General features: G+C 66.1%; 22 protein-coding genes. 18 read left to right on the top strand and 4 right to left on the bottom strand.

Annotated elements, in window-relative coordinates; all coding sequences use genetic code 11:
- The first annotated feature begins 7 nt into the window (after nucleotides 1–7).
- The 7 genes from KZ820_RS06800 (at nucleotide 8) to KZ820_RS06770 (ending at nucleotide 7,166) form a co-directional block, all read left to right on the top strand.
- Nucleotides 8–901 (top strand): SDR family oxidoreductase, encoded by an 894-nt coding sequence (locus tag KZ820_RS06800; protein ID WP_219747803.1) that lies wholly within the window; start codon nucleotides 8–10, stop codon nucleotides 899–901.
- Nucleotides 902–1,086: 185 nt separating this feature from the next.
- Nucleotides 1,087–2,424 carry an alpha/beta hydrolase gene (locus tag KZ820_RS22145; RefSeq protein ID WP_219747802.1) on the top strand — a complete coding sequence of 446 codons (1,338 nt, stop codon included), beginning with the start codon at nucleotides 1,087–1,089 and terminating at the stop codon, nucleotides 2,422–2,424.
- Entirely contained in the window at nucleotides 2,421–3,947 is a 1,527-nt protein-coding gene (locus tag KZ820_RS06790; protein ID WP_219747801.1) for a GMC family oxidoreductase, read from the top strand. Before KZ820_RS22145 ends, KZ820_RS06790 begins: the two co-directional genes overlap by 4 nt.
- A gap of 11 nt (nucleotides 3,948–3,958) precedes the next feature.
- A complete protein-coding gene (locus tag KZ820_RS06785) occupies nucleotides 3,959–4,762 on the top strand; it encodes an SDR family NAD(P)-dependent oxidoreductase (RefSeq protein WP_219747800.1) in 804 nt (267 codons plus the stop codon).
- 69 nt (nucleotides 4,763–4,831) lie between these two features.
- Nucleotides 4,832–5,401, top strand: coding sequence for a Dps family protein (locus tag KZ820_RS06780; protein ID WP_219747799.1), 570 nt, complete (start codon nucleotides 4,832–4,834; stop codon nucleotides 5,399–5,401).
- Nucleotides 5,402–5,422: 21 nt separating this feature from the next.
- A complete protein-coding gene (locus KZ820_RS06775; RefSeq protein WP_219747798.1) occupies nucleotides 5,423–6,952 on the top strand; it encodes an FAD-dependent oxidoreductase in 1,530 nt (509 codons plus the stop codon).
- On the top strand, nucleotides 6,945–7,166 hold the full coding sequence (locus KZ820_RS06770; RefSeq protein WP_219747797.1) for a hypothetical protein: 222 nt from the start codon (nucleotides 6,945–6,947) through the stop codon (nucleotides 7,164–7,166). Before KZ820_RS06775 ends, KZ820_RS06770 begins: the two co-directional genes overlap by 8 nt.
- 320 nt (nucleotides 7,167–7,486) lie before the next feature.
- Here KZ820_RS06770 and KZ820_RS06765 read toward each other — a convergent pair whose 3' ends face one another.
- Entirely contained in the window at nucleotides 7,487–8,389 is a 903-nt protein-coding gene (locus KZ820_RS06765) for a LysR family transcriptional regulator (RefSeq protein ID WP_219747796.1), read from the bottom strand.
- Between the two features lie 97 nt (nucleotides 8,390–8,486).
- On the opposite strand from KZ820_RS06765, the gene KZ820_RS06760 reads away from it, so the two are divergent.
- The 8 genes from KZ820_RS06760 (at nucleotide 8,487) to KZ820_RS06725 (ending at nucleotide 18,437) form a co-directional block, all read left to right on the top strand.
- Entirely contained in the window at nucleotides 8,487–8,822 is a 336-nt protein-coding gene (locus tag KZ820_RS06760; RefSeq protein ID WP_219747795.1) for a nuclear transport factor 2 family protein, read from the top strand.
- On the top strand, nucleotides 8,813–9,601 hold the full coding sequence (locus KZ820_RS06755) for an SDR family oxidoreductase (protein ID WP_219747794.1): 789 nt from the start codon (nucleotides 8,813–8,815) through the stop codon (nucleotides 9,599–9,601). Before KZ820_RS06760 ends, KZ820_RS06755 begins: the two co-directional genes overlap by 10 nt.
- A gap of 19 nt (nucleotides 9,602–9,620) precedes the next feature.
- Complete coding sequence (locus KZ820_RS06750; protein WP_219747793.1) at nucleotides 9,621–10,196, top strand: DNA-3-methyladenine glycosylase I; 576 nt, start codon at nucleotides 9,621–9,623, stop codon at nucleotides 10,194–10,196.
- Nucleotides 10,197–10,264: 68 nt separating this feature from the next.
- Entirely contained in the window at nucleotides 10,265–11,233 is a 969-nt protein-coding gene (locus KZ820_RS06745) for a zinc-binding dehydrogenase (RefSeq protein ID WP_219747792.1), read from the top strand.
- A 399-nt stretch (nucleotides 11,234–11,632) separates the two neighbouring features.
- Complete coding sequence (locus KZ820_RS06740) at nucleotides 11,633–12,529, top strand: LysR family transcriptional regulator (RefSeq protein ID WP_258047762.1); 897 nt, start codon at nucleotides 11,633–11,635, stop codon at nucleotides 12,527–12,529.
- Between the two features lie 253 nt (nucleotides 12,530–12,782).
- Nucleotides 12,783–15,581 (top strand): TonB-dependent receptor plug domain-containing protein, encoded by a 2,799-nt coding sequence (locus KZ820_RS06735; protein ID WP_219747791.1) that lies wholly within the window; start codon nucleotides 12,783–12,785, stop codon nucleotides 15,579–15,581.
- A gap of 54 nt (nucleotides 15,582–15,635) precedes the next feature.
- Nucleotides 15,636–17,627: a S9 family peptidase gene (locus KZ820_RS06730; protein WP_219747790.1), complete on the top strand. Its 1,992-nt coding sequence runs from the start codon at nucleotides 15,636–15,638 to the stop codon at nucleotides 17,625–17,627.
- Between the two features lie 252 nt (nucleotides 17,628–17,879).
- Complete coding sequence (locus KZ820_RS06725; RefSeq protein ID WP_219747789.1) at nucleotides 17,880–18,437, top strand: hypothetical protein; 558 nt, start codon at nucleotides 17,880–17,882, stop codon at nucleotides 18,435–18,437.
- Nucleotides 18,438–19,377: 940 nt separating this feature from the next.
- Here KZ820_RS06725 and KZ820_RS06720 read toward each other — a convergent pair.
- Nucleotides 19,378–19,866 (bottom strand): nuclear transport factor 2 family protein, encoded by a 489-nt coding sequence (locus KZ820_RS06720; RefSeq protein WP_308462148.1) that lies wholly within the window; start codon nucleotides 19,864–19,866, stop codon nucleotides 19,378–19,380.
- Between the two features lie 129 nt (nucleotides 19,867–19,995).
- On the opposite strand from KZ820_RS06720, the gene KZ820_RS06715 reads away from it, so the two are divergent.
- The 3 genes from KZ820_RS06715 (at nucleotide 19,996) to KZ820_RS06705 (ending at nucleotide 21,794) form a co-directional block, all read left to right on the top strand.
- Entirely contained in the window at nucleotides 19,996–20,253 is a 258-nt protein-coding gene (locus tag KZ820_RS06715) for a type II toxin-antitoxin system ParD family antitoxin (protein WP_219747788.1), read from the top strand.
- Entirely contained in the window at nucleotides 20,250–20,546 is a 297-nt protein-coding gene (locus KZ820_RS06710) for a type II toxin-antitoxin system RelE/ParE family toxin (RefSeq protein WP_219747787.1), read from the top strand. Before KZ820_RS06715 ends, KZ820_RS06710 begins: the two co-directional genes overlap by 4 nt.
- 132 nt (nucleotides 20,547–20,678) lie before the next feature.
- Nucleotides 20,679–21,794, top strand: a complete 1,116-nt coding sequence (locus tag KZ820_RS06705) for a helix-turn-helix transcriptional regulator (RefSeq protein ID WP_219747786.1) — start codon at nucleotides 20,679–20,681, stop codon at nucleotides 21,792–21,794.
- 179 nt (nucleotides 21,795–21,973) lie between these two features.
- On the opposite strand, the gene KZ820_RS06700 is transcribed toward KZ820_RS06705, so the two are convergent.
- Together KZ820_RS06700 and KZ820_RS06695 are read right to left on the bottom strand one after the other, a co-directional pair.
- Entirely contained in the window at nucleotides 21,974–22,222 is a 249-nt protein-coding gene (locus KZ820_RS06700) for a hypothetical protein (RefSeq protein ID WP_219747785.1), read from the bottom strand.
- Between the two features lie 489 nt (nucleotides 22,223–22,711).
- Nucleotides 22,712–24,049 carry a S41 family peptidase gene (locus KZ820_RS06695; RefSeq protein WP_219747784.1) on the bottom strand — a complete coding sequence of 446 codons (1,338 nt, stop codon included), beginning with the start codon at nucleotides 24,047–24,049 and terminating at the stop codon, nucleotides 22,712–22,714.
- Between the last annotated feature and the right edge of the window lie 373 nt (nucleotides 24,050–24,422).

Here is a 24,422-nt window from a genome sequence, read left to right as displayed (position 1 = left end):
CATCTTCATGACCGATCGCCTGACCATGCAGGATCCGCGCACGCAATATCCGCAGCCGCCATTCCCCCGCCAGCCACAGCCCGTCCCCGGTCTCGCCGCCGAGATGGATCCCAAGCCCGATCACGGCGAGACAAGCTATGTCGGCGCGGGCAAGCTCAAAGGGCGCAAGGCGCTGATCACCGGCGGTGACAGCGGCGTCGGTCGCGCCGCCGCGATCGCCTACGCGCGCGAGGGTGCAGACGTTGCGATCTCCTATCTCGCCACCGAACAGTCCGATGCCGACGAGGTCGTCAAACTCATCGAGGCTGAGGGGCGAACGGCAGTCGCGCTGCCCGGCGACATCACCGACGAGTCATGGTGCCGCGAACTGGTCAGCCAGGCCAGAGCGGCGCTGGGCGGGCTCGACATCCTCGTCATCAACGCCGGTCGACAGCAGAACCGCGAGGACATCTCGAAGGTAACGTCGGACGACTTCGACAAGACGATGAAGACCAACCTTTACGCCATGCACTGGATCACGCAGGCGGCGGTGCCGCACCTGCCAGCGGGCGCGAGCGTCATCACCACCGCCTCGATCCAGGCGTACGAGCCGTCGGCGATCCTGCTCGACTATGCCACGACCAAGGCCGGAATCGTCGCTTACACGAAGGCGCTGGCCAAGCAGCTGCTAGACAAGGGCATTCGCGCCAACGTGGTGGCCCCGGGTCCGTTCTGGACGGCGCTGCAGGCGTCGGGCGGCCAGCCTCCCGAGGCGGTGGAGAAGTTCGGTTCGGAGAGCCAGTACGGTCGTCCCGGCCAACCGGTCGAGCTGTCGGCGGTATACGTGCTGCTCGCCAGTCAGGAGGCCAGCTTCATCAACGGCGAGGTCTACGGCGTCACGGGCGGCGCCGGTGTAGCCTAAAACCTCTGCGGCAGCACCGCTGGTGCTGCCGTCACAACGCTGAGAGATCCGCGGTGCACGCCGCGTGTCGTCAGTATACGGGTTCACGATATCAGCGAAATCGCGACGACGAGCTCGGTATGCCGGAACGGATCCGCATGCCGACACTTGATGGGGATCACTGATCAACATCAATAGGTAAGCGCGTGGCACAGCTCTATTTCTTACACGCGCTTGGCGCGAGTGCGCGCGAGTGGGATGAGGTAATTACCGGACTGGGCGATCTCGGGGACTGCGTCGCGCTCGACCTTCCCGGCTTCGGCGACAGCGCGGATGCCGATCTCGACGTCGTGGGACTGGTCGACTGGTTCGCGGCACAGGTATCGGCTCGGGAACGGCAGAGCTGGGCGGTGATCGGCCACAGCATGGGCGGCAAGATCGCGACGCTCGCCGCCGCCCGCGCGCGCGACGGCGACCCGGATTTCGCAGGTCTCGCCGCGGTGGTGCTGCTCGCCGCCTCGCCGCCCGCGCCCGAGCCGATGGCGGAGGAGCGTCGCGCCGACATGATCGGCTGGTTCGCCGATGGCCGGATCGGTGCGGACGAGGCGGCGTCGTTCGTCGATGCCAACACCGCCCACCGCCTGCCTGAGCCGCTGCGCGCGCAGGCGATTGCCGACGTGGAGCGTTCCGGTCGCCGCGCCTGGACCGGCTGGCTGGAGCGCGACAGCCGCGAGGATTGGCAGGCGGCGGCGGGGACGCTTTCGGTACCGGCGCTGATCGTCGTCGGCGGCGAGGACGGCGATCTGGGCGAGGACGCGCAGCGGCGGCTCAACCTGCCGCACTATCGAGACGCGCGCGTTGAGGTGGTGGCCGGTGCCGCGCATCTCTTGCCCTATGAACAGCCCGCTGCGGTCGCGGCCCTGATCCGGGACCATGTCACGCCGGCCTTCGCCCGAGCCTTGCCCGCCCCGTTCTTGGCGCTGCTCGCGTCCGATCGCGTCAGCCGCCGGACACGCGCGGTGATGACTGAGCGGCACGCCGCACCGCCGGCGGGCAAGATGCTGTCGTCGCAGCAGCGCGCGGTGCTCGCCGCCCTGGTCGAGACGGTGTTGCCGGGCGCCGCCGATCCGGTCGACCTCGCCGCCCGGATCGACGCGATGCTGTCCAGCGGCGTCGGCGATGGCTGGCGCTCCGCCGATCTGCCGGCCGACGCCGAGGCCTGGGCGTCGGGGCTCGACACCCTCGATCGTCTCGCCGACGGCTTCGCCGAGCGTACGCCCGCGGATCGTGACCAGTTCCTGCGCGTGATCGATGACGGCTCGTGTCGCCCCGATGGCGCGGCATCCGACACTGGCCAGATGCGACTGTGGTTCGCCGAGGCGCGCGCGGAGATCGCGCGGCAGTGGATGGCGCTACCGGCGACCATGGCACGGATCGGCTATGACGGTTTCGCCGTCGGCGGTGATGGACCGCACAAGCAAGGGTATCGGCTCACCGCGGCCGACACGATCGAGGACTGGCAGCGGCTGGAGGCGCGCGCATGAGCGCCGCGGCGGACACAGCCGACGTCGTCATCGTCGGGAGCGGGGCGGGCGGCGCGCCGCTCGCTGCGCGGCTGGCGGAGGCGGGCGTCTCGGTGGTCGTGCTGGAGGCGGGCCGCGCCTTCCGGCCCGACGACCATGTCGCGGACGAGCTCGCCGCCGATATCTACTGGATGGAGGAGCGGCTGAGCGGCGGCGCCGACCCCACCGCCTTCGGCGCCAACAATTCGGGCATGGGCGTCGGCGGTTCGACCTTGCACTGGGGCGCGTTCTGCCCGCGGCCCGACGCGCGCGACCTGCGGCTGCGCAGCGAGAGCGGGCAGGGCGAGGACTGGCCGATCGCGCATGACGAACTGATCGGCTATGTCGACGCGGTCGAGCGCTTCATCGGCGTGTCCGGCCCGGCGCGTTACCCGTGGGACGCGGGGCGGCGCTACGAATTGCCGCCGGTCGCGCGCAATGCGCCCGCCGACGCGATGGCCCGCGGCTGCGCGGCGCTGGGCATCGCGGCCACCGACGCCCCCGCCGCTTTGGTCTCCCGCGACCGGGCGCAGCCGCACTGGGGCGAGCGCCAAGCGTGCATCAACTGCGGGACCTGCCACCAGGGCTGCCGCACCGCCGCCAAGGCAACGACCGACACGAGCTGGCTGCCGCTGGCGGTCGCACATGGCGCCGAGGTGCGCGCGGAGTGCCGCGTCGTCGACATCGAACGCGGCGGCAGCGGCCGGGTGAGCGGCGTCGTCTATGTCCGCCGCGGCGAGCGTCGACGCCTGGCCTGCCGCGCGCTGTTCCTGTGCGCCGGCGGGGTCGAGACGCCGCGGCTGCTGCTGAACCTCGATCTCGCCAATTCGAGCGGTCAGGTGGGTCGGAACTTCATGGCGCATGTCGCGACGCAGGTGTGGGGCCGGTTCGACGCCGACATGCGGATGAACCGCGGCTATCCCTCGTCGCTGATCACCGAGGACATGATGCGGGCCGCCGACGCCGACCATGCCGGCGGCTACCTGATCCAGAGCCTGGGCGTGATGCCGGTGACGCTCGCCACCAATCTGGCGCGCGGGACCGGGCTGTGGGGGCAGGCGCTGGTCGACCTCCTCGACGATTACAACCGGTTGGGTGGGATCGGCATTAACGGCGACTGCCTGCCGTCCGACGACAACCGGCTGACTTTGGCGGACGAGACCGACGCCTATGGATTGCGCAAGGCGCGGATCGACTTCAGCTACGGGCCGAACGAGCGCGCGATCGATGCCCATGCGCGAAAGACGATGACCGCGATCTGGGAGGCGGCGGGCGCACGCGACATCTTCGCGGTCGATCGCTCCGCCCATACAATCGGTACGTGCCGCATGGGGAGCGACGGCGACCGCGCCGTGGTCGACGCTGATGGGCGCAGCTTCGATATCGATAATTTGTTCATCTGCGACAATTCGGTGTTCCCGAGCGCGCTCGCCGCCAATCCGGCGCTGACGATCATGGCGCTGTCGCTGCGCACCGCCGACCGACTCCTCGCGACGCGAGGCTGAAGGAGAGAGACATGGATCTGGGAATCAAGGGACGCGTCGCGCTGATCAGCGGGGCGGACTCGGGCATGGGCAAGGAGACCGCGCGGCTGCTGCTCGAGGCGGGCGTGCGCGTCGCGATCACCGACAAGCCGGACGGCACGCTGGACCAGGCAGTCAGCGAGCTCTCGCCGCTCGGGGAGATCGTCGCGGTGACCGGCGACGTCACCAAGCGCGACGAGGTCGAAGCGATCTGGCGGCAGATCCGCGAGAAGCTGGGCGCACCCGACATCTACGTGAACGCCGCCGGCGTCACGGGCGCGACCGGTGACTTCCTCGACGTCGACGATGCTGGCTGGCTCGAGACGCTCGACATCAACCTGATGGGGGCGGTGCGCATGTGCCGCGAGGCGATCCCGGCGATGCGCGAGAAGGGCTGGGGCCGGATCGTGCTGTTCGCGTCCGAGGATGCGGTGCAGCCCTATGTCGACGAACTCGCCTATTGCGCGTCGAAGGCCGGCATCCTCAGCCTCGCGAAGGGCCTGTCCAAGGCCTATGGCTGCGACAACGTGCTGGTCAACACCGTCTCGCCGGCGTTCATCGCGACGCCCATGACGGACGCGATGATGCGCAAGCGCGCCGAGGAGAAGGGAACCTCGTTCGACGAGGCGATCGCCAACTTCCTTGAAGAAGAACGGCCCGGCATGGTGCTGAAGCGGCGCGGCAAGCCGGAAGAGGTGGCTGCGGCCGTCGTCTTCCTCGTCTCCGAGCACGCGAGCTTCATCAACGGCGCCGGCATCCGCGTCGATTCCGGCTCGGTCTCCACGATCGCCGGCTGACGGGGCGGAACCGTTAACCCCTCAGGATCGCTACGCTCTCTCACTTAGATCAATGATCGGAGTCACCCGGTGGCCGCCACGGACGAAGCTCAGCCCCAGTACAAAATCGATTATCGCGAGATCCAGCCGTTCGGCACGCTCAAAGAGCTCCCGCTCGGCCTGTCGGACAACGCGCGCAAGCAGAGCGTGTCGATCCTCAACCAGGTGCTCGCCGACACGATGATGCTGCGCGACCTCTACAAGAAGCATCACTGGCAGATGTCCGGCGCGACCTTCTACCAGCTGCACCTGCTGCTCGACACGCATTATGACAAGCAGGCCGAGCTGGTCGACATGGTGGCGGAGCGGATCCAGGCGCTCGGGGGGATCAGCATCGCCACGCCGCACGACGTCGCCGAGATGACGCGGATCCAGCGCCCTCCCAAAGGTCGCGAAGACGTGCCGACGATGCTCGCGCGGCTGCTCGAGGCGCATCGCGTCGTGCTGGAGCAGGCGCACGAGGGCGCGAAGGCGGCTGATGAGTCGGGTGATGACGGCACCAACGACCTGCTGGTGAGCGACATCATCCGCTCGAACGAGCCGCAGGTGTGGTTCATCGGCGAGCATCTCGCCGCGACCGCTCTGCAGCGCGCCGACTGACCTCAGCGGAGCGACGCGGCCATGGCACAGCGCGATCTTGCGGAGGGCGTGCCCGCGTCCGACATCGGTGACGATTCGATCGTCGCGGGCAAGGTCGAAGGCGAGGACGTCCTCCTCGTGCGTAGCCGGGGTCGGCTCTGCGCCCTGGCCGGCACCTGTCCGCACGCCGGCGCACCGCTCGAGGAGGGCATCGTCGCCGACGGCACGCTACGCTGCCCATGGCATCATGCACGCTTCGATGCTGCTACTGGCGAGGCGGTGAGCGCGCCCGCCTTCGGTCGGCTCGATCGCTATGAGGTGATCGAAGAGGCCGGGATCGTTCGGGTCGGCGCGAAGCTGCCTGCAACAGAGATCGCGCGACCGGGAGCGGCCGAGCGGCTCGGCCGTGTGGTGATCGTCGGCGGCGGTGCCGCCGGACATGCCTGCGCCGAGATGCTGGCGCGACATGGCGCAGGCGGCGCGGTCACGCTGCTCAGTGACGAGCGGGACGCACCCTACGACCGCACTGCCTGCTCCAAACAATATCTGGCGGGCGAGGTCGAGCGCGACGCATTGCCTCTGCCGGCGCCGGCGGGAGCAACCGTCCAGCTCGGCGCACGCGTCATACGGATCGATCGGGAAGCGCGGCATGTCGAGCTCGAGGGCGGTGAGGTCGTCGCCTACGATCGACTCGTTCTCGCGACCGGGGCTGCGCCACAGATTCCTTCCTTCGCGGGGAACGACCGTGCCGACGTGCATGTCGTCCGCACGCTTGCCAACGCCGACGCGCTGATAGCGGCAGCGGGAGGGGCCGACCGGGCGATCGTCATCGGATCGAGCTACATCGGGATGGAGGTGGCCGCGTCGCTCATCTCGCGCGGACTGGCAGTGACGGTCGTGTCCGACGCCGACGTGCCGCTCGAGAAGACCGCCGGCGCGGAAGTCGGTGCGATGATCCGCCGATTACACGAGAGCAAGGGGGTCACCTTCCGCGCCGGTCGCGCGGTCGCGCGCTGGGACGGGCAGGAGGCGACGCTGGACGACGGCAGTCGCATCGAAAGCGATCTGCTCGTGGCCGGCACCGGAGTCCGGCCGCGCACCGAATTGGCCGGGGCGGCGGGATTGAAACTGGTGAACGAGATGGCTGGTGGCGGCATCGCCGTCGACACTGACCTGCGCACCTCGGACGAGGTGATCTACGCAATCGGCGACATCGCGAGCGCGCCTGACCCGCGGCTGGGTCATCCGATCCGGGTCGAACATTGGCTGGTGGCGCAGCATATGGGTCAGTGGCTGGCGCGCCACCTGCTCGGGCTTGTCGACGGCGGCTACGACGATGTGCCGTTCTTCTGGTCGGGCCATTACGACGTCAGCCTGCGCTACGTCGGCCACGTTGAGGCGCCGGATGACCGATCGCTGGATGGCGACGCGGCAGCGCAGGACGTCGCAGTGACCTATGCCGAAGAGGGGGAGCGGCAGGCGCTGCTCACCTGCGGGCGCGATTGTGCCGCGCTGGCCTTCGAGCGGGAACTCGAGCGACGCGGGTCAAACTTGCTGCCTGCTCGTGAGTAAAACCAAAGGAAGAAACCTTTTTGGCTTGCAGTTGCTGTGGGACGACCGCGCATACAAACGGGGCGCCGCAGCGATTGCCGATTATGCTGCACTGAACGCGGAAAACGTCGATGCGAGTGCGACCTTCAACACGCGCGTGATGAAGATCACGGATTTGCCCAAGCAGTTCACCTGTTCGACGGATGTGACAACGTCGCATGCCGAAGCACATTGATCCCTCCGCGCCTGCACAGGCGATCTGGCGAAGAGCATCGCCTACTTGGACATGAACGGATCCTCTAGATCTGATTACGCCGATTCGCCAAGGATAGTGCAGGCCCCTTCCATTACGTGTAGAAAGTGCTTACTTGATATGCCCATTTTCTGGATGGATCTTAGCAATCAAATGGTGAGAGCCGAAGCGGCGAAGCTTTATTTTATCTTGCGGAGGACATTCTGACCGTTCTGCGGCACACTTAGGCAGCGCGGGCACTGATATGAACGAGCGGCCGGAGTTGGGGGATGGGCGGAAGCCCCTGAGTGGCTGCTGATGGGTCAGAGGCGTCCGGCGGAAAAGTCGCGCGCAAGCGCAATGAAAGCTGTAAAGGCGGCCGCCGAATTGCGTCTGTTGGAATAGTAGAGGCACAAAGGGGGGAGCGGTGGCGTCCAATCCTCCAGAATACGCACGAGCCGGCCCGCTGCGACATCATCGCGGACGTCGGGCTCCATGAAGTAGCCGATCCCCACGCCGTTCAGCACCGCGATCCGGGCGAGGGATGCCTCGTCGAGCGTGATCGGGCCGTCGACGTCGAGCAGCAGTTCCTCGCCGTCTTTGGCGAAGCGCCATCGCAGCGGGGCACCATTGGGAAGCCGCCCGCGGATACATGGGTGGGAAAGCAGCTCCTGCGGCACGCTGGGAACGGCTCTGCCCTGGAGAAAATTCGGCGACGCCACGACTGCGATGCGTCGCTCGCGACCCAGCGGGATCGCGATTGCATCACTCGGCACCAAATCCTTGGCGCGCACGCCCAGATCGAAGCCCGCCGCGACGACATCGACCAGCCGCCCCTCGGTGACGATGTCGATATGCACCTGCGGATAGTATTCGAGGTAGGTCAGGATGAGCGGCGCCATGATCTCGCGCGCTGCCGTCGCGAAGGCGTTGATCCGCAGGGTTCCTGACGGCGCCTCCTGCTGCGACCGCGCCGTGTCCATCGCCTTCTGAATGCCCTCGAACGCTGGCTTGATCTGCGCGACGAAGATGCGCCCGGCATAGGTGAGCGAGACGCTACGCGTCGTGCGGTTGAAAAGGCGTACGGCAAGCTCCCGCTCGAGCTTCTGAACGGCGTTGCTGATCGCCGTCGTCGACATGCCGAGATCGAGCGCCGCTGCGCGAAACGAGCCGCAGCGAACGATCGCCAGCACAGCCTCCAATTCCACCAGGGAATGCCGCGCCATTATCCCGCCTTCCGTAACATGCCATTCCGTTTTGTCTCGATTATCGGGTGCGCACGCAATCGCTAAAATCGTCCTCGTCACAACCGAGGAGACGACCATGTCACTGAACCTGCCAGCACCGGTCGCGGCTTATATCGAGGCCAACCGGCACCTCGATCTGGACGGCATGATGAAGCATTTCTCGCCGGATGCGGTCTTCACCGACAACGGCAAGGACTTCGTCGGCAAGGCCGCGATCGCCAGGATGCTGAAGGACGAGGCGATCGCGGTGAAGGCGATCTTCGAGCCCGATGCGGCGCGCGAGGAGGACGGCGTTATCGTGCTCGAAGGGCCGGCGCACGGCGAATTCCCGGGCAGCCCGCTCCGCTTCACCTATCGCTTCACAATGACCGGCGAGGCCATCAAGACGCTGGAGACGACGGTATGCGCATGACCGCGAACCCGCGCGAGTTCGCCGGCAAGCGCGTTCTCGTCAGCGGCGGCACCAAGGGGCTCGGCCGCGCCACCGTCCAACGATTCCTGGCCGGCGGCGCGCGCGTCATAACCGCCGCCCGCAGGATCAAGGACAGGATCGAGGGCGTTGACTATGTCGAGGCGGACCTGACGAGCGCGGCGGGCGGCGAGGCGCTGGCCGAGGCGGCGATCGAGCGGCTGGGCGCCATCGACATCCTCGCCCATGTCGTCGGCGGCTCGTCCTCGCCCGGCGGCGGGTTCGCCGCGCTGACCGACGAGCACTGGCTGGCCGAGCTCAACCTCAACCTGCTGGCGACCGTCCGGCTTGACCGGCTGCTGATCCCGCAGATGATCGAACGGGGCACGGGCACCGTCGTCCACGTGACCTCGATCCAGTCGATCCTGCCGCTGCCCGACTCAACCACCGGTTATGCCGCTGCCAAGGCGGCGCTCCGGACGTACAGCAAGTCGATCTCGAAGGAGATCGGGCCCAAGGGCGTGCGGGTCAATTCGGTTTCGCCAGGCTGGATTATGACCGAGGCTACCAGCGATTTTCTCGAGATCCTTCGAAAAGCCAACGGCGGCACGATCGAGGACGCACGCCAGTCGGTGCTCGATGCGCTGGGTGGCATCCCGATCGGTCGCGGCGCCGAGCCCCACGAGGTCGCCGACCTCATCGCCTATCTCGCGTCTGATCGCGCCGCAGCGATCCACGGCGCCGAATTCGTGATCGACGGTGGAACCGTGCGTACCGTGTGACGTGATGGGAGATGGAACGATGACGACGGTAGACAGCTCATCCGTCGCCCGCTGCAGCTGGGCCGAGGGCGACCCACTGATACGCGCCTATCACGATACCGAATGGGGCGTGCCGCAGCGTGACAACAGGATGTTATGGGAAATGCTGATGTTGGAGGGCTTCCAGGCGGGGCTCTCCTGGATCACGATCCTGCGCAAGCGCGACGCGTTCCGCGCCGCCTTTGCGGGGTTCGATCCGGCGCAGGTCGCGGCATTTGGTGCGCACGATGTCGCGCGGCTGATGGCCGATCCCGGCATCGTTCGCGCGCGGGCCAAGATCGAGGCGACCATCAAGGGCGCGCAAATCTACTGCGACATGCAAGCGCGCGGAAAGGACTTCGCGGCCTTCTGCTGGTCGTTCACCGAGGGCCAGCCGATCCTCGGTGACGGCAAGAGCTGGCTCGCGAGCACGGCCTTGTCGGAGACCATCTCCAAAGAACTGAAGCGACGCGGCTTCAAGTTCGTCGGGCCGACCATAGCCTACGCATGGATGCAGGCCGTCGGCATCGTCAACGATCACGCGCTCGACTGCTTCCGACGCCACGAAGCTTCCTGAACGTCGCGCAAAAACGGCGCGCGCCCCGCGCACGCAAATCCGAACTCAACCTTCGGAAAGGAGGAACCATGTTCGCCGTCTACGCCAAGGAACCCAATCCGACCGACCCGATGGCCTCGCTCGTCCTGGGCGAGATGCCGGAGCCGGTCATCGAGGAAGGCTGGCTGCGCGTGAAAATCACCCACGCCAGCCTCAACCGTCACGATGTCTTCACCCTGCGCGGACTCGTCGACGAGAAGCCCGTGCCCTATCCCATGATCCTGGGCAATGACGGTGCCGGCCTGCTCGACGATGGCACGCCGGTGGTGATCTATCCGGTCATGGGATCGGATGACTGGAAGGCCGACGAGACGATCGCCCCCAACTGGCACATCTTCAGCGAGCTCGTGCCGGGCACGATGGCCGATTATGTCGCCGTCCCGAAGCGCAACGCGCTGCCGATCCCTGAAGGCCTCTCGACGCTCCACGCCTCGCTGCTCGGCACGGCCTGGCTGACCGCCTACCGCTCGCTCTTCACCAAGGCGCGGCTGATGCCGGGCCAGACCGTGCTGGTGCAGGGCGCCTCGGGCGGCCTATCGACCGCGATGATCCAGCTGGCGCGCGCTGCCGGCATCCAGGTGTGGGTCACGACTCGCAACGACAAGGGGGCGAAAATCGCTGAGAAACTCGGCGTGAACCGGATCTTCCGGCATGGCGAGGCTCTGCCGGGCCGCGTCGATGCGGTGGTCGACAACGTCGGCACGGCGACGTGGGAGCACAGCTTGAAATCCGCAAAGCGCGGGGGCGTGGTCGTCGTGAACGGCATCGTATCGGGCCACATGGCCGAGACCAATCTGGTGCCGATCTTCGTCGAGCAGCTCGACGTCCGCGGCACCGTCATGGGCACGCTCGACGAGATGCACGACATGATGCGCTTCATCATCGCCAACGACATCACGCCCGAAGTCGGATCGGTGGTGCCGATGACCGAGGCTCGCGGGGCGTTCCGCGACATGATTGAAGGCCGGACTCATGGGAAGACCGTCTTCACGCGATGACGATGGCCTGGCGGATCTCCTCTTCAATCATTCGGCTGCCGTTAACTGGCAAGGCTCGTCTCCGAAAGGACCTCAACCGCGACATGAACGAAAGTCCGTTCTCGGGAGCAGAGAGGTGGCCCGTGAATGACCGATTGTGGGTCCAGACCCGACCACGGCAACGGCCTTGCGGCCCCTCACGCTTTTCGGCCGCGGAGATGAATGGGCGTCCGATATTCGGAGCCGGGCAGGGCGCCGGGAGTGACCGTTTCTGGGTCTCCCTGATCTCAGCTCGAACCAATCCAATCGAGCACATTAGCTTCTATGGTGTCGTTGCGGGGCCGGCAGGTCCAGAGAGCTAACGGCAGCCGGCGTTGACATCGATCAAGGCCTGCAACACCACGCCAACGTGATGATGGCATGATGCGTCTGCGGCATATCGAGGTGTTCCACGCGGTCTACTCGGCCGGGTCGGTCAGCGCGGCGGCGCGCGCGCTGCACGTGTCGCAGCCGTCCGTCACCAAGGTGCTGCAACACGCCGAGCAGGTACTCGGCTTCCCGCTGTTCGAGCGGATCAAGGGCAAGATGGTGCCCACTGCCGACGCGCACGCGCTGTTCGACGACGCTGCCGCGATTCAGGACGGCGTCCATCTTATGCAGCAACGCGCGCGCAACCTGCGACGCGGCCGCGAAACTACGCTGCGATTGTCGACCCTGCCCTCGCTAGGGCTGGGCGCGATCCCGCGAGCGGTGGCGCGCTTCCTCGAGCGCCATCGCGAGGTGCGCTTCGAGCTCCACACCATCCACACTGCCGATATCGCGCGCAACCTGCTCGAGGGGGAGAGCGATATCGTGATCAGCTATCACCGCCCGCGCGGTGCGGCGTTGCAGAGCCTGCGCGTCGGCCGCGGCGAGATGGTGCTCCTCTACCGCGCCGGGGCGTTGCGCGAACCGCCCGCGCGCGTGCCGCTCGACCGGCTCAGCGGCCTGCCCTTCGTCTCGACTGTTGACAGCGGGCCGCAGGGACAGCTGCTGCTCGCAGCCCTGGAGCAGCATGACGTGCAGCTCGACGAGGTTGCCGCGGCGCGCACCTTCTTCGTCGCCGCCGCGCTGGTCGAGGCAGGCGTAGGCGTAACCGTGGTAGATAGCTACACGGCGGGCACCGCGGTGGCGCAGGGACTGGAGAGCCGTCCGCTCGATCCACCGATCGCGTTCGATGTCTACGCCCTTTATCCCGAGAACCGCCCGCCCGGGGCGTTGGCGGCCAACTTCCTTGACCATCTGGTCGCCAGCCTCGCGACAGACCTGAGCCTATAGCGCGCGGCTATGGCGTGCCATCAGGAAAACATCGGGCAATAGTCTTTCCCTTTCGCCCCGGTCGACGCAAGAACGTGTCACACAGATCGGGAGCGGTGACAGATACGCTCGCCCGAGCATCTCGCGATGCGGTCGGGCGCGCCGTCACCATGCCCGGCCGCGCGCCGCCAAGCGGCCGCACCGCCCGCCACCGGGCTTTCCGCAGGGAGAACGACGACGCGCCGCGCGAGCGGCCACGCGAAGGGGTTTGTTGATGTTGTACGTAAATCTGTTCCGCCGCGCGCTCGCGGCGGGTGGCAGCGCGTTCGCGCTGTCCGCCACGCTCGCCGTGCCAGCGCTCGCGCAGTCGGCCGTTCCGACGGCGACCGCCGGCGATGCCGGCATTGATCCGGCCGTCACCTCGGCCACCGCCACGCCCGACCAGGCGAGCGCGCTCGACCAGCGCGACGCCGCCGGGCAGGACGTGGTCGTCACCGGGTCGCGCATCGATCGCGCCGGCTTTGACGCGCCCACGCCCACGCTGAGGGTCACCGCGACCGACCTGAGCGTCGGCGGCCGGCCCAACGTCGCCGCGGCGCTCAACGACCTGCCGCAGTTCCGCGCCACCACCTCGGCGCAGACCACCGGCACCAACACCGGCGCGGGCACCGCGCCGGTCGACCTGCGCGGCCTCGGCACCAGCCGCACCCTGGTGCTGCTCGACGGGCGCCGCTTCGCCAGCGACAACGACCTCAACACGATCCCGACGGTGCTGATCAAGAGCGTCGACGTGGTCACCGGCGGCGCCTCGGCTGCCTGGGGCTCTGGCGCGGTCGCGGGCGTGGTCAACGTCAGCATCGACGACCGGTTCAACGGGCTGCGGCTCGGCGCGCAGGCGGGCATCTCCTCCTTCGGCGACGCCGCCGAGCGCCGCTTCGAGGGCGCGTTCGGCGCCGAATTCGCAGGCGGGCGCGGCCACGTGCTGGTCGGCGGAGAGTATCTCGACAATGACGGCGTGGTGCCCAAGGTCAGCCGGCCGCGGATCGGCCGCTGGGCCACCGTGGCCGACGGCGCCGGACGCTTCGTGCTCGCGCCCGACGTCGGCTTCTCCAACGCGGCCTATGGCGGGCTGATCATGTCGGGCGTGCTCGCTGGCAACGCCTTCAACTCCGACGGCACGCTGCGCCGCTTCGACGGCGGCACCGTGCGCGGCACCAACTCGATCGGCGGCGAGGGACCGTCCAACGACGACCTCAGCCCGCTGGTGACGCCACAGCGTCGCTACAATGGCCTGGCGCGTGTCAGCTACGAGCTATCGGACGCGGTGAAGGCCACCGCCGAGGTGCGCCACTCGCGCATGTACAACGACTATATCTGGTTCGGCGATCACAACCGCAGCAGTGCCACCAGTGGGCTGCGGATCGGCAGCGACAACGCCTTTCTCCCGGCGGCGGTGCGCGAGCAGATGGCCGCGGCGGGGCAGACGAGCTTCTTCCTCGGTCGCTTCAACAACGACTTCGCTTACTCGACGATCGACTTCGAACGCGAGACCACGCAGGCGACGCTGGCGCTGGACGGCACAATCGGCACCCGGCTGCGCTGGAGCGCCTACTACACCCACGGCGCGTTCCAGAACAACATCGACACGCCGGGCTTCATCCTTACGCAGAACTATGCTCAGGCGGTCGACTCGATCGTCAGCCCGACCACGGGCCAGCCGATCTGCCGCGTTGCGCTGACCGACCCGGGCACCGCCTGCGTGCCGATCAACCTGTTCGGCGAGGGCGCGCCGTCCGCCGCGGCGGCGGCCTATGTCACCGGCACACCGATGTCTCGCTCGACCACCAAGCTCGACGTCACCGGTTTCTCGCTGCGCGGCGAGCCGTTCGCGCTGCCCGCGGGCGACGTCTCGTTCGCCGCCGGGTTCGAGGCGCGCAAGGAGCAGATCGACACGCGTGTCGGCGCGCTCGACCTGGCGCGCGCCTTCACCTCGTTCAGCTTCTCGCCGCTCGCGGGCGCTTTCACGGTGAAGGAGGCGTTCGGCGAGTTGCTGGTGCCGGTGATCCACGACACGCCGCTGCTGCGCCGGCTCGAGCTCAACGGCGCGGTGCGCGTCAGCGACTATAGCACCACCGGCTCGATCTGGTCGTACAAGCTGGGCGGCACCAACGAGTTCTTTCCCGGGCTGCGCGGCCGCGCGACCTACTCGCGCGACATCCGCTCGGCCAGCCTGTCCGAGCTCTTCACCCAGTCGACGATCGGCTACAACAACCTGACCGACCCGCAGACCGGGCAGAGCGTCTACGTCCAGAACATCGGTGGCGGGAACGTCGCGCTGCGCCCGGAGGTGGCAAATACCTTCACCGGCGGCGTGACCTGGTCGCCCGGGTCAGTCGCCGGGCTCAACCTGACGGTCGACTATTACGATATTCGCATCGACGACGTGATCACCACGATCGCGCCACAGGACTTGGTGACGCGCTGCTTCGCCGGCAACCTCGACCTGTGCTCGCGGATCGACCGCGACGCCGCGGGCACGTTGGTCCGCACTCGCTCCACCTTCGTCAACCTGTCGCAGTACAAGACCAACGGGATCGACGCCGAGCTGTCGTACCTGCTGCCGCTCAGCCGGCTAGGGGTCGACAGCGGCGGGCGGCTGCGCTTCCGCCTGCTCGGCACCTGGGTCGACGGGCTCAGCACCGACGACGGTGTCAGCCAGATCGAGTATGTCCGCTCGCAGGGCTATTCGTTCGGGCTGGGCGTGCCGAAATGGCGGGTCAACGGCGCGATCGGCTATGACGACAAAACCTATTCGGCCGAGCTGCGCGCGCGCTACATCTCGCCGGGCGAGTATAACCTGACACAGGACATTACCAACGGCCATATCGGCGCCTACACCTATGTCGACCTGCAGCTCGCCGCGCGCATACCGGTGACGAGCGGGCCGTCGCTCGAGGTCTACGCCAATGCGAGCAACCTGTTCGACAAGGCACCGCCGGTGGGCTCGCTCTACTCGCCTTACTATGACGTGATCGGCCGCTACGTCACGGTCGGCGCTCGCGTCCGCTTCTGATCCCCTGACCGTCGCCGTCCTCGGCGGCGACGGTCCTCTTCCCGGAGACCTGCCATGCGGCCGCTGCGCCCAGTCCTGTTCGCCACCTCGCTCCTCCTCCCGCTCGCAGCCGCCGCGCAGGCGGGCGATCCCGGCGCGATCCCCGCCGCCACTCTGGCCAAGCCGGCGGCGATCGTCGCGGACGGTGTCCCGGCCATCCCGGTTGCGCTCGCCGACGCAACCCGCCCCTATCTCCAGTCGCGCCGCGCGCAGTTCCTCGGCTGGAACGACGCCGACCGCTCGATGCTGATCCGCACCCGCTTTGGTAGCACCGATCAGGTGCACCGCGTCGCCGCGCCGCTAGCGTCGCGGCACCAGCTGAGCTTCGAGGATGAGCCGGTTCTCGCCGCCACGCTGGCGCCAGGCCGCGCCGACGCGCTGGTTGTGCAGAAGGACGTCGGCGGGGGAGAGTTCTACCAGCTCTACCGCCTCGCCGACGGCCGGCTCGAGCTACTGACCGACGGCAAGAGCCGCAACTGGTTCGGTGCGTGGAGTCGCGACGGCGCGCTGGTCGGCTATTCCTCGACGCGGCGCAACGGCGCCGACAGCGACCTCTACGTCATCGACCCACGCGACCGCGCCAGCGACCGCCGCGTCGCGCAGGTGCGCGGCGGCGGCTGGAACATCGCCGATTTCTCGAGCGACGGGCGCCGCGCGCTGGTGCTCAACCGCCAGTCGATCAACAAGGCCGATCTGTACGAGCTCGACCTCGCCTCGGGCGCCCTCCGCGCGCTCACCGACGTCAAGGCGCAGGTGTCGTACGAGCATCCGCGCTACGGCGCGAACGGCACCATCTGGGTCGTGTCCGATGCCGGCGGTGCCGACTTCCTGCGGCTCGGCCGGCTCGACGCGCGCGGCCGCTTCACAGCGGTGTCGCGCGAGCCGCGCTGGGACGTGAGCGACTATGCGCTGTCCCCCGACGGCGCGACGATCGCCTACGCCGTCAACGAGGCGGGGATCAGCCGGCTGCGCGTGCTCGACGTTGCCGGCGGGACGGTGCGGCCGGTGACCGACCTGCCCGAGGGCGTCATCCCGTACAGCATCGGCCCGGCGCTAGAGATCTCCCCCTGGGGCGTGATCGGGCTGAGCATCGGCGCGGCGCGCGTGCCCGGCGACGCTTTCGCGGTGGACGCGCGCACCCTGGCGGTGACGCGCTGGACCGACAGCGAGGCGGGCGGGCTGGATCCGGCCGGCAACGCGGCGCCGCAGCTGGTCGAGGTGAAGAGCTTCGACGGCGAGACCGTGTCGGGCTTCCTCTACCGCCCCGACGCGCGCCGCTTCCCGGGCAAGCGCCCGCTGGTAGTGGACATCCACGGCGGCCCCGAGGGCCAGACCCGCCCCGACTTCCTCGGCGCGGATAATTACCTGCTCAACGAGCTCGGCGTGGCGCTGTTCTACCCTAACGTGCGCGGCTCGTCGGGCTTCGGCAAGCGCTTCGTCAACCTCGACAACGGCCCGGACCTGCGCGAGAATTCCGTGCGCGACATCGGCGCGTTCCTCGACGCGCTGGAGCGTGACCCGGCGCTGGACGCGACGCGCTTCGCGGTGACCGGCGTCTCCTACGGCGGCTATATGTGCTACGCCAGCGCGATCCGCTACGCGGCGCGGTTCAAGGGCGCGAACTGCTATGTCGCGATCTCGAACTTCGTCACCTTTCTCGAGAATACGCAAAGCTATCGCCGCGACCTGCGCCGGGTCGAATATGGCGACGAGCGCGAACCGCGCCAGCGCGCCAAGCTCACCGCGATCTCGCCGCTCACCAGCGTCGACAAGATCACCATGCCGCTGCTGGTGGCGACCGGCGGCAACGACCCGCGCGTGCCCAAGTCGGAGGCCGATCAGATGATCGCGGCGGTGCGCGGCCGCGGCGGCACGGCCTGGCATCTGATCGCGCAGAACGAGGGCCACGGCTTCCGCAAGAAGGAGAACAGCGACTATTATTTCAACGCATCGATGCTGTTCTGGCAGACCACCTTACTTGCAGGGTCTGCCGATCTGACACGTTGAGATGCACCTGCGCGATAACGCCTGACTGTCTGACCGCCCTTCCGGGTCTCAGGCATGAAGGCGAGAGTGCAGAGACCGACCAAAGTATCTCAGGGCGCGAGCGTGAACTCCTTTTCCAGCATCACGCTTCACACGAACACGGAGGAGACAGCCGTGGCACTTTGCCGACCGGCAAAGTGCCACGAGTGGTCAAACGGCGTCGGATCGAAGAAGGGGATTCACTCGCGAGTCCGACTGTGCTTGTAATGTTCCATGTTCCAGCACGACCTGTTCCCGTCCGAGCGGTGCGACGAGCAAGCCAAGCGTAGCGCCTCCCGCCCGCCGCTTGACCTACCCGCAATCCTCGAGCGATTGACCGCGTCTTGCGAGCGACCGCGCTACAGCTTTATGGTTCTGAACCTTATCGCTCAGGCCGGGGCGGGCACCGGCTCGGCGGGACCGCACATCCGCGAAGGCGATACGATTATCCCGATCCGTGACTGGCTTTGCGACGCCTTGTTGCCAGTCGCGCAGCGCGATCCTCGGCGGCTCGCTCTCTCCCAGAAGGTGCGTCGCGAGCTTGAGGCCGAGCGCGTTCTCCCGGCCGACCTGGAGCTTGCGCAACGCCTCGTGGACGAGAAAGTGGGCGAACGTCTCCGTCGGTCGGGCCGTACCAACGTCAGTCGCGCCGTCTCAGAGCTCGTCCGCGCCGGCCTCATCACGCGGCACTATCAGGGCTACCGTGTCGATCATCGAAACCGCGGCGCTAAGCGGCAGGCGGTCTACACGGTCGTTCCAGAGGCACGGCGCGCGCTCGGATCTGGCAAGTGATCGAGCAGCGCTCGATTGGCCGGAAGACTCGGCGTCCGCTTTCCTTGTTGTTTTAGCGCCAGAGGGTGGCCAGTCACGCCGAAGCACGACTGTTGCGAGCCGGCTGAACGAATGGCGGGATTTGGGAGCCGGGTAAATGGCGCTGAGTGACCGATATTGGGTCCTCGCTCAAGAGAGACGGGGGTAGCAAGCGCACACTGGCAGACGCTCGTTTTCAAAGGCATCCTGACGGTATGAAAACCTACGTTCTAACGGCGTTGGGATGCGCGTTCTGGCTCGTGCCCTTGATCTCCGCTATATCGTTTTTCTGGCACTCCGGCCTCTACGATAATCGTGGCACCTACAATCATGACACCATACCTCTTCTAGGTATTCCCCTGCTGATGATCGTGCTCACGTTGACCCTCGCTCGGCTTGCGAGGGGTCATCCTCTTCCTGGCGCGTTGATAGTCGGGGTCTCATCGCTAGCGTTCATCGCAGCTTACGTTTGGCTGGGTTTTGCATTCCAAGGCGTCTAGACCTTCAGCAGGCACACTGCGGCGAAGTCGCCCTCCGCCGCGATGCCGTTCGTGCCCCCCCCCCCCTGCAGATGCCCCCGAGCGCGCTCCTGTACCCGCGCGATACCCGCTTGCGACGACCGTTAGCGCTCATTGATTCCGGCCATTGTCAGCGGCGTTCGAGAGTAGGTAGGGTCAAGGAATGTCCTTGCTCGGAGGAAGCGGACTGACCGCTAACCTGCCAGACTAAGCCAGCCAGACAGCTACGTAAAAATCCCCGGATGCCTGAATTACCGACGTGAATGAGCGACCGGAGTTGGGAAGCGGGCAGGGCACCGGGAACGGCGGCTTCTGGGTCCTCGTACGAGCGGGCAGTGCGACGCTTTTGGGTCTCAGCACGGTTTAGGAGGGTACGGCGTGCCCTCATTGAGGCCATTCCGTAGTCAGGGAGTCTTGCGATGCGAGTAGCTGAAGACGCGCGCCAGGCGCCAGCCGTCTGGCGCGCGCTGCCATAGCTGGACGAAGTGTGCCGTTCCGACCTTCCGCTTTGGGCGGTCCCCTTTGCCTTCGTAGAAGTCGTGGTCGCCTTCCTCGATGGCTCCAAAGCCTGGCACGGCCTCGACGCGCAGGGAGGATAACACCAGCTCACGCTGATGACGCCAGCCATCTGGCTTGGCAGCTTCGGTACAAGATTTCATGTAATCGTCCAGGAACACCGCTGCCCCTCCGGCCAGCTTGCCGCCTTTATCGTGGTACATCTCGAAGTCGGGCGTGAGATAGGCGGCCACGACCTGACGATCGCAGCGCTCGAAGAATGCGGCGAAAAAAGCAGCGTCGCGCGTCCTGATCTCGGCAGTAAGCGCGGGACCGGTCGGCGGCACGACGATTGCGGCTGCGGCAGCGCCTTGCGCGAGGGCATGCAGGACGGACACGGCTGAGCTCCCTGTGTGTGTTGCGGCACTAACACGCCGGTCAAGCTTCTCCTAGGTCTGCACGTAAAATATGGGACACGGCTGTGGAAAGCTGATAACTGTTGATAGCAGGGTGATGGAGGGTGCCAGGTGATCAGTGCGGAGCTTGGGCAGCAGTTAGAGGCTTTCGTTGCCAGCCTCGTGGAGACGGGCCGCTACAACTCGAAGAGTGAAGTACTGCGCGAAGGCGTCCGGCTCGTGCAGGACCGCGAGGCGCGTCTGGCGACGCTCGATGCCGCGATCAATCGGGGGCTTAGAGACGCGGATCGTGGCCAGACACAGGATGCCGCGGCGGTGTTCGACCGGCTGGAGGAGCGGTTCGCAAAGGCGGTCAACGGACAGCGATGAAGGTCCGGCTGACGGGTGAGGCGGAGCGGGCTCTCGAGGGCATTGGCGTGACCATCGCCGAGCGCAATCCAGCACGCGCGCTCAGCTTCGTCCGCGAAATCCGAGATCGGTGCATGAGCCTCGCCTCCTTCCCGAACCGCTTTCCGCTCGTACCGCGCTTTGAGAGCCAGGGCGTCCGCCACCTTGTTCATGGCAACTACCTCGTCTTCTACCGTGTCGAGCCGGACGCTGTGGTCATCCTGACGATCCTCCACGGCGCGATGGATTACGCCGAGCATCTGGATCTGCTGTGACTGACAGGGTGCGCTGCGGTCCGCGTTGATGCGGCGACAAGCACGACATTCAGGCGGGGAGAGCTCCCCCCGATTAGGGTACCAGAGCGGTACCAGGCCAGCCGAGTTGGTACTTTTGCCTGAGGCTCTACCATGGCTCGTATGACGATGAACGAAATTGACGACAGCATGCGAGCCGCGATCCTGCGCCTGACGCCAGGCGAACGAGAGTGCCTGAAGCGGTGCCTGGATCACCAGACTGCGAAGGAGATGGCGCTCGATTTGGGCGTCTCCCCCCACGCGGTCGAGAAACGGCTGAAGATGGCTCGGGCGAAGCTGGGGTTGTCGTCGTCGCTGGAGGCAGCGAAGCTGGTGGCGGCAGCGGACGAGTCCCAGCAGCTAGGACCCCAAGCGTCCGACCTTTCCGGGAGTGCGGCCACAGTCAAGAAGGATCCCGTCGCCATCTCGCCCCCTTCGATCGTGCGAGCTGAGCGTCGCCCCACCCTCTACGTAGTCTCTGGAGCGATCCTTATGAGCTTACTCGTGGCAGCAGCCTTTATAACCTGGCTACAGGCATCCGCGCCCATTGGGTCGCAGGCTGTCTCTCAAGCCGCCGCTCAGTCCGTTTCGAGCGGGTCCTCCAGCGCGACGCCAAGACCCGGGACAGAAGCTGTTCTGCGACAGCTCGTCGCGGGCCTCGCTAGCGGCTCGCCCGATTATCGCCAGCTAACGCCCGCGTTTGCCGAGGTCGTGCGCCGCGACCTGCCGGGGACACACCCTATGTTTAAAGCCTTGGGCGAGCTCAAAAGCGTGACGTTCAGCTCGCGTGGGCCAATGCGGGACGACATCTACAACCTCGTCTTCGCCAACGGTGAAGTCCTGATGTCGGCCGCAATCGACAGCGAGGGCAGGATGACCGGAGGCATGCTACGACCGGGCAATCGCAGCCCTGTCTCGGTAACGCCGTCGCCTGGTACGGAAGCCGCTGTACGGCGCCTTGTCGCTGGCCTGGCTAGCGGATCGCCCGATTACGATAAGCTCGCTCCGGAATTCGGTGCTCTGGTGCGACGAGACATGCCGATGTCTCAGCCCATGTTCGCATCCATGGGAGAGCTGAAGTCGGTCACCTATCGTGGCAAGGGCAGGATGAACGACGACGTCTACAATCTGGTTTTCGCCAATGGGGGTGTCTTGATGTCGGCTGTCCTTGATGGGCAAGGACGCATGGCTGGAGGGATCATCGCCCCACCAGGCACGCCTATACCCTGAGCCTACCGCGACGCGGCAGTCCCGCGGCTTCGTGCGCGCAGGGGGATGATGCACCGCATAGCTCTCGCTGCGCTCAGTGAGCATGGCCTGCATCGAGCTGATCTGCAGAGAGCCGGTTGATCGATAGAACGTCACTGCAGAACACCAGGCGAAAGCGGCCAGGCCGCTACTCACCCGATCTACTTGCCTCCGATTGGCCCGATCCAGTCTGGTGAACCACCTTTGATCGGACTGGCGGCCGCATCGATCTGCTGCCATTCAGCCTTTGTGTGGCAGACACGGCGTTGCATGCGCGAGCCACTCCGTCCCTCGCTTCGGCAGATCGGCCGTTCCTTGATCAAAGGATCTGCGGCTTTGTCCTGCGCGCCGCCTTGATCGGCTTGCAGAGCAAGCGCCAAAGCGGAGAGGAGCAGCGTACCTACGGTCATCGAATTTTCCTCTGCCTTTTCGGTCACATCGCTCCTGTTTGGAGACGAAGGCAAGCGAACTTGCAACCATACTGGACCGAGGATCTGAATGATGCAGTGTCTGACCTATGTGCGGTCAGTCCCCCTCCGGCACTCGCAGCCGAGCGGCAACTGCCGCCGCTGAGCGCACTGCAGCGGTCCGGCTGTGATTTTCCGAATATGCCCTCGCGCATCTTGGCTCAATCCGCCGATCTGATTTTCCTCTACGCCTCGGCATCGCCACTGGCACAGCTCTCCTTATTACGCCCAGACGGGTCGGCGAATGCGCGCGCTTCTTAAGTGGCAGCTTTCGCCACGCGTCCGACCGTAAGCTGCCCTTCCGCTTCCCTGCTCAGTTATCCCATGAGCGTCGCCAGCGGTGCGCTGTTTGGAGGGCCACACGCTGGCCACGCTGCCACAAGGCGTGTCGCACTTCGGCTTGAAACCGCAGCGCTAAGTACAAATGACGTGCTAAGTCGCAACCCGATCGGGGCCGATGAGGCCGATAAAGTTACCGGCCCTGTCGAGGGTAATTGCAACGACGAAGGAACGATCGGGATAAATAAGCTCGAATACATCATTCCCGAATGCGTCAGGCTTTCGGAAGCGGATGGCCTTTGGTGTGCCGAGCGGCTTTAAACGCCGGTGTGTTTCCGCGAGTGCCTCTCGGCCGGCGTCCGGGATGTCTGACGGCAGCAATGTGTAATCAGGTTCAGGCGCGTTAAGGTTGGCAAGAAGGCGACGTAGCATCGCTTCCGAGCCCACTAGCGGCATGGTCCGCCGCGAGAAGACTGATACAGGTGATGCCGCTTCGACTGTCGCGGGAGCGGGCGTTTGGCCGAGGCGACGCATCGTCACTGCGAGCGCATCCGCAGCGGTCGCCTTCAGGTCGGGTTGTACTCCGCGCTTTTCCCAATTGGATCTAGTAATGGGGCTTTCCTGGCGACCGGTCGGGATGAATGCCGTTACACCTTCCCCGACTGTTATTTGCTCGCCTGGGTTTGCGCCGCCACCAGTCACCTCGCCGACCACTGTACCTAGCTTCAACGTCTTCATGTCGTAGGCGAGCTCTTCGCCACCTGAAAAGGTGTGGCCGCTGGTAAGGATATAAGTAGGCGTACCAGCAAAGCTGGTTGGCGTGGGTTCGCTAAAGAATGATTTTCTCCTTACTGAGGCGGTCCCCTTCTTACGCGCTACGATGCTGCTAACTTCAATACGCTTGCTAGCGGGCAAAAAGTAGCTTACTAAGTAGCTTACAGCGGCCGGATCACCGCCACCATTGCCGCGCACGTCAAGGATCAAGGCGCGGCTACCTTTCAGTCCTGCCATTGCGCGATCAAGCGCGGGCTTGAAGGCCCAAGGATTGGAGAATCCAAACATTTCTAAGTAGCCGATGCCGCCTGTCAGCCGGTCAGCGCGGACGATCCCGGCCTCGCCTGGCAGCCCAGTTTCGACGGGAAAAGGCGGCCGGCTAGTTGAGTCGAATACCACCAGATGCGCATCGTCCATGACGCGGCGTAGGTCAGCAGTCAGCCGTGTGGTGAACGCCGGCATGTCCACGATCCGATCGTACGCTCCTGATGCTGCAGCGGCGGTGATCGCGGCAGCACCCCGCTCTCCGACGTCTGGGTACACGTATCGGCTTCGCAACTCGGCCGCCAATCGCGTTGCGATCGCGGTGCGACTGGCAGCGTCGAGCGGCGAGGACGCAACCCGAGAAGCGCCCAGCGTAGTGGTTTGCGCGGGCGTGCGTGCGGCCAAGGCCGCGAAAAGCACGGACGCTAAAAACGCGACAGGCCGGAATTTCATGGTGCTGTCCCCGCCGAAGGGCAAAACTCGTGCAGCCAGGGTGCCCGACGTAGTATGCTCGCTCAAGGGCCTCTGATCGGCCGGGGAGCATGCAATCTGTCATCGAGGCCGGCGTTGCGCCCGTAATCGGCCGGTCCGTAAACCTGCCATTAGGTCAGGCGGACAGCGGCGCGGAACGACCGGAAGGCTCGAGCGGTGAGATGAACAAGCGGCCGGAGTTGGGAAACGGTCAGGGGCGGCTGGATGACCGCTCTTGGGCCTGGACGCGAGGGGGCAGGGGGGCTGGAACCGCCCCATTGCAGACATGGGCCGGATCGCTCATCCTTAATGCCCGACAAGCTACAAGGCGGTCAGACATGAGCTATCAAACGGA

Source organism: Sphingomonas citri, from assembly GCF_019429485.1.
Lineage (GTDB): Bacteria > Pseudomonadota > Alphaproteobacteria > Sphingomonadales > Sphingomonadaceae > Sphingomonas > Sphingomonas citri.
This window is presented reverse-complemented; position numbering and strand designations above follow the sequence as displayed.